This window comes from Delftia sp. DT-2 (assembly GCF_028401915.1).
Classification (GTDB): domain Bacteria; phylum Pseudomonadota; class Gammaproteobacteria; order Burkholderiales; family Burkholderiaceae_C; genus Comamonas; species Comamonas tsuruhatensis.
This window is the reverse complement of sequence record NZ_JAQOTI010000002.1, coordinates 90250-104555: the sequence shown is the minus strand read 5'-3', so window position 1 is coordinate 104555 and position 14306 is coordinate 90250. Positions and strand designations below refer to the sequence as shown.

Sequence of the window (14306 nt, the reverse complement as noted above, 5' to 3'; positions counted from 1 at the left end):
TGCAGGCGCCATGCCTCGAAACTTTCTTTTTGGAGAAAACAAGCTCATGAATCTCTTGACGAACCAACGTCCTGTGCCGGGCCGGGTGCGCTGGCTGCAATGGGGCGCAGCCCTGGCCGGCGTCGCCGTGCTGGCCGGCTGTGCAGGCCTGGGCAAGCCCAAGGACCCGGAAACCATCGTGGCCGAGCGCTCGCTGGCCTACTGGCAAGCACGCGTGGATGGGGATGTGGCAAAGGCCTATGGCTTCACCTCGCCTGGCTACCGTGCGGTCAAGACCCAGGAGCAGTTCCGCCGTGCCTATGGCACGCCGCCCGCCGTCGAGGACCTTGAGGCCGGCAAGGCTCAGTGCGAGGCGGATCGCTGCGAGTTCAACATCAAGTTCAAGGCGCAATTGCCCATGGCCAAGGGAGCTGTCGTGCCCATGGGCATGCAGGAAGTCTGGATCCGTGAGGACGGCCAGTGGTGGCTGTTCCTGGAGTAGGCCGGGAATCGGCAGCTCGCCTCTGACCGCTCGCAAACGCTAGGCAGGGACGCAGATGTTTGCAATAATCCAGTCCTCCACTTGTGGGTGCCCTGAAAGTGTTGTTTTTTTCCGAAACACGATTTGAGCGCCCGAAATAAGCGGTAAGTGGCGCAAATGGCTGTGCTACGATTCCTCGGCGATCAATCGTGGTGGTTGCAACTACCTTATCTTTTTACTGGAGATAGTTCTTATGAAGAAAAATGTTCTGGCCCTGAGCATTGCTGCCATGGTTGGTGGCCTGGGCTTTGCCGGCGTGGCTTCGGCTGCCGTTATCGGCGGTTCGAACGCCGGCACGGATGCCAAGGCTGCTGCCGCTGCTTCGCAGCTGCTGCAGGCTACCAACGGCGGCCTGACTCTCGCCCACGGTGGTGTCGGTCACGCTCTGGTCGTGCCTTACTTCAACGCCCAGAACGGCAACGCTACCGTTCTGCACCTGACCAACACGGACACCGTGAACGGTAAGGCAGTGAAGATCCGCTTCCGCAGCGCCGCGAACTCTGACGACCTGCTGGACTTCCAGATCTACCTGTCGCCCGGCGACGTCTGGACCGGTGCTGTGTCCGCCAACGGTACCGATGGTGCCACTCTGGTCAGCGCCGACAACACCTGCACGGTGCCCGCTCTGACCAAGAACGTGGCCGTGCCCTTCGGCACCCGTCGTCTGAATCCCAGCCTGTCTGATGCAGACAAGGCCAACCAGACCCGTGAAGGCTACGTTGAAATCTTCAACATGGCTGACATCACCAGCGCTGCTGCATGGAACGCTGACGGCGTGGCTCCTGTTGATCTGAGCGGCAACCGTCGCTCGCCCCTGTACACTGCTGTCAAGCACGTGAACGCAGTGGCGCCTTGCTCGGTGGCTGGCTCTGCCGCCCGCTCGCTGGTCGACACCGTGGCCGTGACGAACTTCACAGAAGCCACTGCTGCCCAAGCCGGCCTGCAGACTCCCACCAGCGGCCTGATGGCTGACTGGTACATCCTGAACGTGGCTCAAACCACCACGTTCTCGGGTGCTGCAACCGCCATCCAGGCTACGGGCCGTGGCAACTTCGTGCACTTCCCGCAGGTCAACCAGGAAGCTGCTGGCGTCTCTGCCAACGCTACCACGGCTGATCCGCTGTTCCGCACGGCCAACGTGTACGGTCAAGATGGCAAGAACATCGCGACTGCAGCGCTGACGATGAACTTCAGCGACCTGCCCGACATGTCCACGCCTTACACTGGCGGTGTGACCGATCCCCGCGTTCAGGCCTCCAACCTGACCACGGCCCTGGCTGCCACCTCGGTGACCAACCAGTACGCTACGGACGCCATCATCTCGGCCAAGACGGATTGGGTGTTCTCCATGCCCACACGCCGTTACAACGTGGTGGCCAACTACGCTGCTGCGAAGACCAGCGATGCCAACTACCGCCTGTTCACCAACCTGAACACTGCTGCAGCTAGCCAAACTAACAACTGGTTCTACCCCGCTGCTGCTAACGATATTGCCGCTGGCGCAGGTGCCTACAAGGGCAACGGCAACACGACGGTTGACTCCAAGGGCAACATCTGCGTGCTGGCTGACGGTCAGAAGTTCTGGGATCGTGAAGAAACCACCAGCGGCGTGATCCCCGAGTTCTCGCCCGGCGGTACCACTTCCGTGCAGTTCTGCGGTGAAGTCAGCGTGCTGGCATTCAAGGACACCGGCAACTCCGTGCTGGGCGCCTCGGTGGCCCGTACCACGGCTACTTCCGGCACCTACGAAAACGGCTGGGGTGTTCTGACGACCACCAACTCCGGCCTGGGCCTGCCCCTGATCGGCTCCGCCTTCATCAAGCTGGAGAACCCCTCCGCTCGTCAAGGCATGTCCGGCACCTACGGCGTGACTTGGCCTCACCGCTACACGCGCGTTGCTCCCTAATTAGTGGGCACTTTTTCGCGGTAACGCGATCCGAAAAGGCAGGGGTTTCCCCTGCCTTTTTTTTATTTCACTATACGTTTTCAATTCCATGAAGCTTTCGACCATCCGTTTCTCTCCGTTGCAAGCCTGGGCCGTGGCAGCGCTGGTAGCTGCTGTGCCAGTGGTGCACGCCGCCGATGCGGTCACGCTGGTGCACGATGGCCAGACCGCCGTCACTGCGGTTGATGTGGAGGCCGATGTGCAGATGCGCTTGCCTGTCGAGGTGCGTTCGCAGGCGTTGGCCAGCAAGCAGACTGTGGGGCAGATTGCACAGAATCTCTTTGTCCGCCGGGCCTTGGGCAAGCAGGCTCTGGCCGATGGGCTGGACAAGGATCCTGTGGTGGCTGCTGCCCTGCAGGTGGCACGCGACAAGGTGCTGTCTGACGAGTTGTTGAACCGTGCGGCTGGCAACAGCGGGGCCAGCGAGGCGGCCATGCTGAAACAGGCGCGTTCTATCTACCAGGCCAAGCCTGAGCGCTTCAAGGTGGGTGAGCAGGTGAAGGCCCGGCACATCCTGATTTCTGGCACGACGCCCGAGTCGCGTGCCAAAGCGGAAGAACTGCTGGCCCAGGCCAGGAAGGGTGCCGATTTCGCGAAACTTGCTGAAGAAAATTCAGCCGACAAGGGCAGCGCGGCGCGCGGTGGCGATCTCGGCTTCTTCACGCAGGGTCGCATGGTTCCAGAGTTCGACAAGGCCGTCTTTGCCCTGCAGAAAAAAGGAGACCTTAGCGACGTGGTCCAGACCCAGTTCGGCTACCATGTGATCCAGTTGGAAGAGCGGCGTGCGCCCTCGGTCCGCCCGTTTGATGAAGTCAAGGACGAATTGCTGCGCGAGGTTCGAACAGAGTCTGCCAATGACGCCCGCATGGCGCTGGTGCGCAAGGTGCAGGAAAATATGGTGGCCGATGACAAGGCGCTCGACGCGTTTGTCGAACGCCAGGCACCTTCTGCACAGAAAGCTGCCGCGACACAGCGCTGATACGGCGTATCCTGTCTGATCCAAAGGCTGCCCTGCCTGTGCCTCGATGGCGCTGGCGGGCAGCCTCCAGTTTTTCTACGATGAACGCTTTATGGAACGAGGCGCTTGCGCTGTGGCGCGGGCGCGGTCTGGCGTGGGTGCTGATACGCCGCGAGATCGCTTCGCGCCACACCGGCACGGCCCTGGGCATTGCCTGGCCCTACCTGCAGCCGCTGCTGACTGTGGCAGCTTATTACCTGGTATTCGATGTGGTGTTCGGCATGCGGCTGGGTGAGCACGCACCAACACGTGCGGTGGGGGCATTTCTCGTGGTGGGTGCTTTGCCTTGGATGGCCTTCTGCGATGCCGTCTCGCGGGGCATGAACAGCCTGATCGACGCAGGCGGGCTGTTGCAGAAGAACCCCTTGCCCCCCGTGCTTTTCGTCACGCGCTCGGTGCTGGCCAGTGCGCTGATCTATGGCCCGCTGTTGCTGCTGGTGGCCTTGGCCTATATTCCCTCCCATGGACTGCAGCCCGCCGTCCTGGCCTTGTTGCCACTGCTGGCATTGCAGGTGCTGCTGTGCCTGGTGCTTGCGTATGTGCTGGCCATTCTGGCCGCCGCCCTGCGCGATACAGTACAGGTGGTGGGCTTTCTGTTGTCCGTAGGTATCTACCTGACCCCTGTTCTGTTTCCGTTGAGCATGTTCCCCGAGCGCTGGCGCTGGGTGCTCTGGCTCAATCCGATGACGGGGCTGGTCCAGGGCTATCAGCAGGTGCTTTTGCAGGGGGCCTGGCCGCCGCTGAGTGTGTGGTGGGTGTCGCTGGCCTGGCTTGCGGGCGGCGCCATCGTTTTGAATGCGCTGGTGCGGCGCAGCCGTGACCAGTTGGTGGATTGGCTATGAGCATGAAGCATGGCAATGCCCTGCCCGATGACATGGTGCTGCGTGTGCGCCAACTGGGCAAGGAATACAAGCTCTATCCCTCTCCGCGTTCGCGCCTGAAGGCGCTGTTGACAGGTGCTGCCACGCACCGCAGCCATTGGGCACTGCGGGACGTGTCCTTCGAGTTGCGGCGCGGGCAGTGCATTGGCGTGATCGGTGACAACGGCGCTGGCAAGAGCTCACTGCTCAAGCTGCTGGCGGGGACCTTGCAGCCCAGTTGCGGACAGATCGAGCGCGTGGGGCGGGTGACGGCCATCCTGGAATTGGGCGCGGGCTTCCACCCTGATTTCAGTGGGCGCGACAACCTGTATTTCGGCGGCAGCCTGATCGGCATTAGCCATGAGCGTATGCGCGAGCTCGAGCCCGAGATCGCGGCGTTCGCCGAGCTGGGCGAAGCACTGGACCGGCCCGTCAAGACCTATTCATCCGGTATGACGGTGCGGCTGGCGTTTGCGCTGGTGACGGCGGTGCAGCCGGACGTGCTGATCATCGATGAAGCCCTGGCTGTGGGCGACCAGCATTTCCAGAAGAAATGCATCGAACGCATCATGGCGTTCCGCAAAAGCGGCTGCACCATCCTGTTTTGCTCGCACAGCCCCTATCACATTCGCCATCTCTGCGATGCCGCCCTGTGGCTGCGGGGTGGCCAAGTGGCGCAGTTCGGCCCGACCGAACCAGTGCTGGCCGCGTACGATCTGCATACGCGCGAGCGCCAGGAGCGTGAGCAGCAGTCGCTGGAGGCTCCCGTCGCCGCACTGCAGGTGTCTGCGGGCGAGGGTGCCGGACACCAGGAGGTACAGCCTGAGCCTGCAGGTCCCGTCGCGGCCGTTGACAGTGGTTCGGCCTGCATTCTTTCCGTGGATGTGAAGGATCTGGCCGAACCTGCCGGCGACCAGCCCGGTCTCTTGCAAAGCCAGGATCTGGTCGTGACCATCACAGCGCGCGGCCGGGGGAGCGAGCGGCCCCATATCGGCTTCATGATCGAGCAGTCCAAGGGCGTGGGCATCACCTCCCTGGCCACGCATGAGGATGGAGCGGTCCCTCGCCAGTTGCCCGATGGAACCTGGCAGACCGTACTGACGTTCCCGGAGCTGCCGCTCCACAGCGGCGACTACGTGATCAGCGCTTTCCTGTTCGATGAGACAGGGCTGGCCGTCTATGACGAGTGGTTCCAGTTCCTGCACCTGCGCTTCATCTTTCCCAAACCCTTGCCGGGCTTGGTGCGGTTGCCCCACCACTGGAGCTGAGCCCGTACGGCGGGATACACGGCTGCCTGTCGTTGGCTCCATAATCCACACCCCATGACATCCGACAATTCTTCGAATCCCCTCGGTGAAGGGCAGCGATTGCTGCAGGAGGCTTTGCATCTCCTGGAGCGTGGCGATCGCGCAGGTGCTGCGCAGGTGCTGGTCCGTGCACGCGAAAACGACGACAGCCTGCTGCAGGCGCATGCGCTGATAGAAGCCCATGGGCTTGTGGGCTCGTTCTCCAACATAATGGGACTGGACTGCAGAATTTCCCCGAAGGACGATATTTTTGGCTTCTTCCGAGGTCATCCGTCCAGTGTGAATCCGCTGCGCGATTACTTCGCCGACGGCTGGCGCACGCTGTCGGAACTCATGCTGCTGCTGGAGGCCGTGGACAAGCCGCTGTTGCGCACGGCCAGCGTGCTGGAGTTCGCCAGCGGCCATGGCCGCTTCACGCGGCACTTGGTCAAGGCCCTGGGGGCTGAACGCGTCACGGTCTCGGATATCGTGGCCGATGCCGTGGATTTCTCGCAGCAGACATTCGGCGTGAACGGCTTTGCGTCGGCCAGCGTGCCGGAGCAGGTACGCTGGCCCCAGCAGTACGAGCTGGTGTTTGTGCTGTCGCTGTTCAGCCATCTGCCGCGCTCGACCTGGACACGCTGGCTGAAGGTATTGCGCGATGCGGTGGCACCAGGCGGTTTGCTGGTGTTCAGCACGCATGGTGTGAAGGCGGCGGACTTCGATAGCGTGAAGCTCGATGATGATGGTTTTTTCTTCGCCCCATCCAGCGAGTCGAGCGCCATCGACGCCAATGAATACGGAACAGCTTTTACCTCTGAGCGCTTTGTGCTGGACCGCATTGCCGAGACTTGGGGCAGTGATGCGCTGCGCCATCGCTCTCTTGTGCATTTCTGGAATCACCAGGATGCCTATGTACTGCAGCTGTTGTAGACGTTATCTGGGCTAAAGAAAGAACAAAGAGGACGATCGCATGAGTTGGATGCTGCGTTTGCAGGAGCGGCTGTTAGGCATTTCCCCATGGAATGCCGACAAGATCACGGATGAATGGTTTCGTGCGCATTTCAACTATGCGGCTGATCTGGCCCACGACTGGCTGGGACGGTCGCTGAATCTGTCCCAGGCCAAATTGCTGAATTTCGGCTGTGGCGACGGCATCACCGACCTAGCTTTGGTATTGCGCCACGGCGCGACATCCATCCACGGCATAGACATTCGACAGGAGTATGCCAAGCTGCCCCGGATTGCACGAGAGCAATTGGGCATGTCGCGCATTCCCGCCGCGCTGAGCTTCGAGACCATCGTGCCAAACTCGCCGTTGGCGGGCAGGCATGCAGGCTACGATGGCTTGCTGAGCTGGTCCACCTTCGAGCATGTGCAGCGAGACAAGGTGCTGCCCATCCTGGCGGACCTGCATGCCTGTCTGCGGCCGGGTGGCGTCTTCTTCCTGCAGATCGAGCCCCTGTTCCACTCCCCTTGGGGCTCGCATCTGCGTCGCTATGATGATATGCCCTGGCACCATTTGATGGCCTCGGAAGAGGAGTTGTGGAACACCATCGAAAAGCATGAGGGCCCTCTCGATGCCGCCGAGGTGGATTTTGGCTTTGCGGATTTCGGTGCGGATGGCTACAAGCGCTTCGTGTTCAAGGAATACCAGGCGCTGAACCGGCTCACTGCTGATGAACTGATCGATATCGCCCGGCAGGCCGGTTTCGAGGTGTTGCGTGAGGAGCGGCGCCATGTGGACATGCCCATTCCCGAGGCATTGCAGGGACGTTATCCCGAAGATTGGTTGCGCAACAACGAGATCCTGCTGCTGCTGGGTAAACCATAGCCGGGATCGGGCCTCAGGCCCGTCCATCAATCTATCGTGCGATAGAAGCTCCAGCTGCCCTCGGACTTCAGGTGCCGCAGGTGCGGATTCTGATTCAGGCCCTGCTCATGCCGTTGCGGTGCTGCGATGTGGGTGGCAGCAATCTTCGAGAAGTCGAAGCTGCGTGTGTTCACACGCAGCAGCACATGGTCCAGGCTATGGAGGACGGGCTCGAAATCCGTGCCTTGCAGTTCGGCGCCTTCTATGGTCAGGTGCTGATAGCGGTTGTAGATACCGTAGTATTTTCTCCCGGGGTCCAGTCTTTCCCAGAACGCGAGAGGCGGGTGGTAGAAGATCCCTGAACTGATCCTGATGCCAGATGCCGCCAGCGCCATGGCCTGCCGATTGTTGTCCAGCACGACCCAGCGGGCCTGGCGGCTCGTGGCATCGGCGTCCAGCTGTTGCAGCTTTGGCCCTGGTTCCACATGCAATGGCGCCTGCAGCAAGGGGTTGAAGGGCAGGGCTGTTCCCAGCATCCAGACCATGTAGATGGCCATTGCGGCAACAAATTGCCGGTTTGCCAGCAGCAGGGCCAGGACGGCAAAGGCCGTTGCCGTGATGACGGCGACCCCAGGACTGATGGTCTCGGAGATCGCCGCAGGCAGCGTTGAATAGGTGAAAACCGCAAGCCATGCGCAGGCGGTTGCTCCCGTTACCGCAAGTGCCGACAACTGGCGCTGCCTTTCCGGGATGGTTGGAATGATTTCCGAGGCCTGGGTGGGCCATTGTTTCCTGAGCACGCTGGCCAGCAGCCAGGTCTGAGCCAGCAGCAAGCCGATATCCGTGCGGTAGACAGGAACCTTGGCCCATTGCGTCGCCTGAGCCAGCCAGGCAGGTATGCCTTGGTATGAAAAGTACAGGGTCCAGCCAATGAAGGTCAGGCAGAGGCACCCCGCCAGATCCAGTTGCCGTGGCGTCCTGCACCGCATGTCCTGCGTTTGCTGCCAGGCAAACAGCAAGGCCAGCGGAATGGCCAGGAAAATGTAGGAGCCGGCATCGCTGGGTACAAGCATGTCGGTGATGTGGAACATCTGATCCGGACCGAAAAGCCCTCTGGTCAGATACCAGGGATCCATGTATCCCCCTGTCTCCATGCGCCTTCCCGGGTAGACCGTGGCAGCAATCGACGACACGGCGTCTGCAGCATGAAGCCACCATGCGTAGAGCAAAAGGGCGGGCACAAGCGCCATGACCACCACGAGCAGTGCCTGTTGCCAGTTCCAGCGCCAGTCCCCGCGGTGCATATACAGCCATGCTATGGCGAGCGGGCCCAGCAGGCTGGCCACCACTACGAGCCAGGCCGGGTACAGGGTAAGGGCAAAGCCTGCCAGTGCCCAGCCTGCCACCAACGCCCTGGGCAGCACCTGCCGGATGGATTGCCTTGTCCAAGCGGTCAGGAACATGCCGAAGGCGAGCAGTGCGAAAAACAGGATGTAGACAGGCCAGCCCGACCAGCCAACTGACATGGGGGACGCACTTACGCTAAGTGCAAGAACAGCTGCGGGCTGCCAGCGCAGTTGTGCGATGCGCACCAGGACCCACAGGCATGCAGCGAATCCGGCAAAGTAAGGAAACCACCAGTACCATGCGAGCGCCCGCCGCAGGTCAAGGATGAAAAAGCCCCAAGTAGCTGGCTTGGCAAGCGCAGACAGGTTGGAGACGGGCACGCCGCTCATGCCCACAGTGTTCATGTTGTGGCCGGCGCTGGAAAAAACCGTGCTGGTGTTCTCGAAGCTCTTCAGCAGGTGTCCGGGTGCGGCGGCATGGTATTGGCTGATGGCCATGGCGGTGATGACCTGCCATTCATCGCTGCGAATGATCTGGGGGGTACCAAGCCAGGCATTTTCGTCATGGGTAACAAGCTCGTCGTTCTGAAAGAGCAGGGCAACGGAGGAGCCGGTCCATCCACCCGCCACCAGAATGATGAAGGCTGCTGCGGTTGCCGCACCAAAAGCCCTGGCACCAATGCGCAGCCTGGACTGCCATCCGGACAGGGACAGCAACAGGAGCAGCGCAGGCAGGCAGAAGGCCACAAGGGCGCCGGCTCTGGGCAGCAGGCCGGCGCGGGCAGCCTGGTGCAGCGTGATCTGTCGCGCCTTGTCCATGGTGGTCAGCGCAAAACGCCTGCCGTCCGTGGTCATGATTTCCATGCGTACGGTGTAGGTGCCGGAGGCAAAGTCCGGGTCGAGCGGGGCACGGATGTGGAATCCGGCGTTGGCCCAGTTCGGATTGCCTGTAGCCGCCACAACGTCGGGCCTGGGATACGACAGGGCATTGAGCCGGCCTTGGTAGACAAGGTGGTCGTCCAGGAAGATCGAAGCCTGGGTCGGAAAGGCGTGGCTGCGTCCGGAGGCGCTCCAACCCTTGGCGATCAACTGCTGTTTGGCCGCATCGAAATGGATATCCTCCAGTACTCCTTGGTCATGGAAGGCCGTATCAGTTGCACCGGCCGGTAGAAGGAAGCCGCAAAGCAGTATGGTCAGCAGCAGGAAGGATATCCGATGGATGACCCTGTGGAATGACTGGCGTATGGAGTGCATGGCCTGAGAAGCGTTGTCAACCTTTGTGCGATGCGGACCTTGCCTTGAAGCGCGCAAGGTTCAGGGCAGTCGGGGCTGCAAGCCCGCCAGCGACGGTCTTGCCTTCTGACTCAGGCCTGCAGCCAATTCTTGACCCGGCGCTGCCAGTGCGCGGGAATACGCCTTGCCACGCCGCGCAGGATGGGTAGCGAGCGCAGGTGGGCCAGCAGGATCAAGGCCCCCGATCTTGCAGCATGGTCCTGGCGTTGCAGGCGATGTGTGGCCAGGAAGGCCGCATCCAGTGGCTGGAGCAGGGCCTGATCGCGCGGCTGCAGCCCCTGGAGATAACCGTCGCCATAGAAAGCCGCTCCCGGCTGGGCGGCGGCACTCCCTGTTGCGGCCGGTTGCTGCGGCAGCTGTCCTTCAATGAAGTGGCGTTCGCGTATTTGCGCGAAGAAGTCCAGCCATTGGGCGGTGCTGGCGTCCCAGGGCATGACCCAGGACCAGTCGCGGCCTGCCAGCCTTTCGGGGAAGGCCCCTATGTCGGGCGCGACGATGGGCAGTCCGGCGGCCAGGCAGGCGCTGAGCGTGTAGCTGTAGGTCTCCGGCCATTGGGCGGGGAACCAGGCCAGGTCGGGCTGCAGCCACTCCAGCAGCGCAGGCAATTCCTCTTCCTTGTAGCCACCATGCACCGTCAGGCGTGCGCGTGGCTGGGTCTGCAGGCTGCGGTAGCCATAGCCGAGCAGATGGAATTCCACAGGAGCTCCGCGTTTGGCGGCTTCGATAGCCACGGCTTCAAGCACGTCGGCCCCCTTGATGGCACTCATGGCTCCCAGCACGACGATCTTGAGTGGGGCCGTGGCGGCCAATGTGCGTGCCGTTGGGGTCGGCAACTGTGCCGGCATGTCGGTGTGGGCAACGGCCTGGACGCGTGCCCCGGGCACGAAGCCGGCGATCCGGCTGGCTGTGTCCTGGCTGGGGGCCAGCACATGGCGCGCGTTGTTCAGCAGCAGCGCATTGCGGTGGCGCCACTGGGCCACGGTGCCGGCATAGGGGGCTGTGTCCGTTGGTTCGCAGCAGCCGCATTCGCCCGCGCGGGGCGGCACGATGTAGCGGTTGTCGATGCCGGTCAGCGAGATATTCTTGCAGTAGGTGTAGAAATCATGGGCCGTGAAGTCATGGGCCGTTCCCAGGCGTGCGGGCAGGTCCAGGATGGCTTCGCTGTGGCCCAGGAGATGCTGGTAGTGCACGTGCACCACGCCCAGCTGGCGCAGGGCCTGCACCAGCTCCTCCATCTGGTCGTTGATGCGGAAGGCGAGCTCGAAGGCTTCCTTCTCTTCGGCACGGCGCAGGACCACGACTCCACCTGCGGCTGGGGACAGCATGAGGAACAGTGCCTTGCCTTGCAGGAACTGCGCCAGTTCGCGGACATGGCGCACGGTGCCGCCCGCCCGATCGTGGAGCACGGCCAGCACCACGGGCTGCTGCGCTGCCTCGGCCTGCAGGCGTGCCACATCCAGCGCCAGGCGTGCCGTGCGCGCAGGGTCGGCCTGGACGAAGGCCATGACATCGGCTTCGTAGCGCGGATGCAGCCTGCGCAGGGTTTCCATGGCGGCACGTTCACGCGGGCTCTTGCTTTCTCCGAAGCTCACGCCGCCTGTGTGCAGCACGAAGGTGTCCAGCAGATGCAGGTTGCGCCAGCCAGCGGCTGCGGCACGCTGGCAGAAGTCGTTTTCCTCGCCATAGCCCTTGCCGAAGTGCTCGGTGTCGAACAGGCCGACGGCGTTCAGGCTGTCGCGGCGGATGTACATGCAAAAGCCCACGCCGGTCGGCACGTCCACCACCTGGCCGGGGTTGGTGCGCGCGCACAGTGCGTCGATGGCGGCCGTGTCCATGCCGGGCGGCAGGTCGTTGCCCTCGCAAAAGCGCGGGTAGCTGCAGATGGTGGCGTTGTTGGAAAACGGCGTGACGGAGGCGATGCGTGCATCGCCGTAGGCAGCCTGGCGGATGCGGTCCAGCCAGTCATTGGCAACCACGGTGTCGCTGTTGAGCAGCAGCACGTCATGGGCGGTGTTCAGCGCCATGCCGCGGTTGACGGTGCCGACGAAGCCGAGGTTCTCCTCGTTCTCCAGCAAAGTGATGCGGGGCTCCTGCGCAGCCTTCTCGCGCAGCCAGGCCGTGACTTCGGGCTCCGGGCTGGCATCGTTGATGACCACGAGTTGCCAGTGCGTGCGGCAGGGGCTGGCCAGAACGGATTCGATGCAGTTGCGCGTGTCGTCCAGGCCGCGGTACACGGGCACGATCACATCGACGGGTTGCTGCGGCATCGGCTGGGGCACGGGTGTGTGGAGGACAGGGGCAGGCACGGACGTGCGGCCCAGCAGGCGGTCAATGCGCATCTTGGCGTGGACGAGAGGGCGCGTGGCCCGGAAGACGGTGGAGTTCTCGATATCGCGCAGGTGCTGCTCCAGGCGCGCGAAGTCCCGCTGCACGCGGGTGGCCTCTTGCTGCCAGATGGCGCGCTCCTTGCTCTGCGACTGGTGGCTGTCTTCCAGGAGGGCGTTGCGGTGCTGCAGCCTATGGATCGCAGCGCTTCGCTCTTCCAGTTGCTGGACATCCTGCGCGTGCTGCTGCTCAAGCCGCATGCGCTGTGTGTGCCACTGATCCTGCAGATCATTGGCCCGGCTGCGCTCTTGCGCGATCTGCCGTTCAAGCGGCTGCACGGCGCCCGCCAGCGCCAGATAGTCGGCCGACATGGGCCATCCCATCTCGATCTCCAGCGAGGCGCCACGCAGTGCAGCCAGGGTTTCTGCGGGAATGGGCAGTTCGAACCAGGGGTCATCGCCGGTCAGAAGCAGCATCAGCGAGAAGGCGCCTGCCGGATGAAGTCCATTCCACACGAGCTGATGATGCGGGCGTTGCCCCAGCAGGGCAGCGTCCGAATCCTCGGGCAGCCATTGCCAGACGACGGCGCCTTGCGCATCGAGCAAGGCCAGCCGATGCAGGTGTATGAAGCCCGGCCGGTCGGCCAGGTCCAGACGCAGATGGCTCAGTGAAGTGTTGTGGTCGGGCAGCGCAAAGCGCAGTGTCTGGCGTGCCTGGCCAATGATGCCCGTGGTGGAGAGCTTGCTTTCTTCGTCATAGCGGCCAGCGCGTGCCATGTAGAGCTGTGCCGTGAATAGGGCATGTGCCTGTGGATAGTTCACCGGCGGCTCGATGGCCTGTGCCTGGGCCACCGGGGCGGCACTGGCGATGAACTGATAGGCCAGTGCATCGGGCGTGGCCAGCAGGTGGCGGGCAACGGCAGGGGGCAGGCTGTCGTAGGCGACGCGGAATTCGGATTCGGGGAGCGCCCGTTCGATGGTGTCGATGTCGTCCACCTGCCAGCCTTGCTCGGCCAGAAAGCGCGAAAGCGAGCGCCGCGTAAAAAAACGCAGGTGGGTGCGGTCCAGCAGGCCTTCTTCGCGGTAGCGGAATTCGCCATGCAGCAGTTCTGCCACCAGGCCGCTGTAGCCTGCATTGGGCACGGAGATCAGCAGACGGCCTTCGGGCGTCAGCCGCTTGCGGCATGCAGCCAGGATGCGCTCGGGCTGGCGAAGGTGCTCCAGCACGTCGGCGCAGACGATGTAGTCATAGCGTGCTTCGCCGAAGAGCTGGTCCAGGTCGCAGTCTTCCAGGTCGGCCACATGGACATGGCGGTAGAAGGGCGCTGCATGGCGTGCCTCTTCCTGGCTCAGGGTGACGCCGTCGCAGACGCATTGCTTGTGCTCGGCGAGAAAGGCGCCCAGCGCGCCGCTGCCGCAACCCAGATCCAGTATGTGCGCCTGGGCCCGGACATGGCCGGCCAGCACGGACAGCGACGTGCGCTCGTTCAGATCGACGGTGCGCAGGTAGACGTGGGGATCGGGAATGGGTGTGGTCATAGGAAAAGGGGTGCCGGGCAATCTCTCCGCTGGGAGCAGGTGCCGCGGCCGTATTCATTCATGCCAGACGGCCTTGGCCAGTCCGCAGCGGGCAGCAAGCTGCGCCCACGTCAGGGCGCAAAAAATCCCGGAAGTCCGGGCGGCAGATTGTCGCGCATCATAATCCCGGCCACTGCAGTGACTGCATGGCATGGCCGGGTAATGACATATTGCGCGGCTGTTGCATTTTTTTTGCATTACGGCATGGCCGCTGACGCTTGACAAAGGCTGTCGGCGGAATACTCTGTGCCGCCGTTTCTGCGGCGCGTGATTCCCGTGCGGGAATTTGAAGATTTGAAGGGCGGCATTGATGGGTTCATCGT

General features: G+C 62.7%; 9 protein-coding genes. 7 read left to right on the top strand and 2 right to left on the bottom strand.

All coding sequences use genetic code 11. The features are described from left to right. Positions 1-46 precede the first annotated feature (46 nt). The 7 genes from PO605_RS02990 (at position 47) to PO605_RS02960 (ending at position 7463) form a co-directional block, all read left to right on the top strand. Complete coding sequence (locus PO605_RS02990) at positions 47-481, top strand: hypothetical protein (protein ID WP_016446456.1); 435 nt, start codon at positions 47-49, stop codon at positions 479-481. 232 nt (positions 482-713) lie between these two features. Continuing rightward, on the top strand, positions 714-2426 hold the full coding sequence (locus tag PO605_RS02985) for a hypothetical protein (protein ID WP_047474662.1): 1713 nt from the start codon (positions 714-716) through the stop codon (positions 2424-2426). An 88-nt stretch (positions 2427-2514) separates the two neighbouring features. Continuing rightward, entirely contained in the window at positions 2515-3444 is a 930-nt protein-coding gene (locus tag PO605_RS02980) for a peptidylprolyl isomerase (protein WP_047474660.1), read from the top strand. 80 nt (positions 3445-3524) lie between these two features. Next, a complete protein-coding gene (locus PO605_RS02975; RefSeq protein ID WP_016451821.1) occupies positions 3525-4325 on the top strand; it encodes an ABC transporter permease in 801 nt (266 codons plus the stop codon). Continuing rightward, positions 4322-5611 carry an ABC transporter ATP-binding protein gene (locus PO605_RS02970; protein WP_046987374.1) on the top strand — a complete coding sequence of 430 codons (1290 nt, stop codon included), beginning with the start codon at positions 4322-4324 and terminating at the stop codon, positions 5609-5611. The genes PO605_RS02975 and PO605_RS02970 overlap by 4 nt, the downstream gene beginning before the upstream one ends. A 54-nt stretch (positions 5612-5665) precedes the next feature. After that, positions 5666-6562 (top strand): class I SAM-dependent methyltransferase, encoded by an 897-nt coding sequence (locus PO605_RS02965; RefSeq protein WP_016446451.1) that lies wholly within the window; start codon positions 5666-5668, stop codon positions 6560-6562. Positions 6563-6602: 40 nt separating this feature from the next. Further along, complete coding sequence (locus tag PO605_RS02960; RefSeq protein ID WP_016446450.1) at positions 6603-7463, top strand: class I SAM-dependent methyltransferase; 861 nt, start codon at positions 6603-6605, stop codon at positions 7461-7463. A gap of 26 nt (positions 7464-7489) precedes the next feature. Here the strand turns inward: PO605_RS02960 and PO605_RS02955 are convergent, their stop codons facing one another. Together PO605_RS02955 and PO605_RS02950 are read right to left on the bottom strand one after the other, a co-directional pair. Beyond that, a complete protein-coding gene (locus PO605_RS02955; RefSeq protein ID WP_047474657.1) occupies positions 7490-10042 on the bottom strand; it encodes a DUF7657 domain-containing protein in 2553 nt (850 codons plus the stop codon). 110 nt (positions 10043-10152) lie between these two features. Next, the gene (locus PO605_RS02950) at positions 10153-13944 is read right to left on the bottom strand and encodes a methyltransferase domain-containing protein (protein WP_047474655.1); all 3792 of its coding nucleotides are present in this window, start codon (positions 13942-13944) and stop codon (positions 10153-10155) included. Between the last annotated feature and the right edge of the window lie 362 nt (positions 13945-14306).

Bases quoted from the DNA above. Each gene is read 5' to 3' on its own strand.
- PO605_RS02970 (WP_046987374.1), top strand. From the start codon at position 4,322: ATGAGCATGAAGCATGGCAATGCCCTGCCCGATGACATGGTGCTGCGT.
- PO605_RS02960 (WP_016446450.1), top strand. From the start codon at position 6,603: ATGAGTTGGATGCTGCGTTTGCAGGAGCGGCTGTTAGGCATTTCCCCA.
- PO605_RS02955 (WP_047474657.1), bottom strand. From the start codon at position 10,042: ATGCACTCCATACGCCAGTCATTCCACAGGGTCATCCATCGGATATCC.
- PO605_RS02990 (WP_016446456.1), top strand. From the start codon at position 47: ATGAATCTCTTGACGAACCAACGTCCTGTGCCGGGCCGGGTGCGCTGG.
- PO605_RS02965 (WP_016446451.1), top strand. From the start codon at position 5,666: ATGACATCCGACAATTCTTCGAATCCCCTCGGTGAAGGGCAGCGATTG.
- PO605_RS02980 (WP_047474660.1), top strand. From the start codon at position 2,515: ATGAAGCTTTCGACCATCCGTTTCTCTCCGTTGCAAGCCTGGGCCGTG.
- PO605_RS02985 (WP_047474662.1), top strand. From the start codon at position 714: ATGAAGAAAAATGTTCTGGCCCTGAGCATTGCTGCCATGGTTGGTGGC.
- PO605_RS02950 (WP_047474655.1), bottom strand. From the start codon at position 13,944: ATGACCACACCCATTCCCGATCCCCACGTCTACCTGCGCACCGTCGAT.
- PO605_RS02975 (WP_016451821.1), top strand. From the start codon at position 3,525: ATGAACGCTTTATGGAACGAGGCGCTTGCGCTGTGGCGCGGGCGCGGT.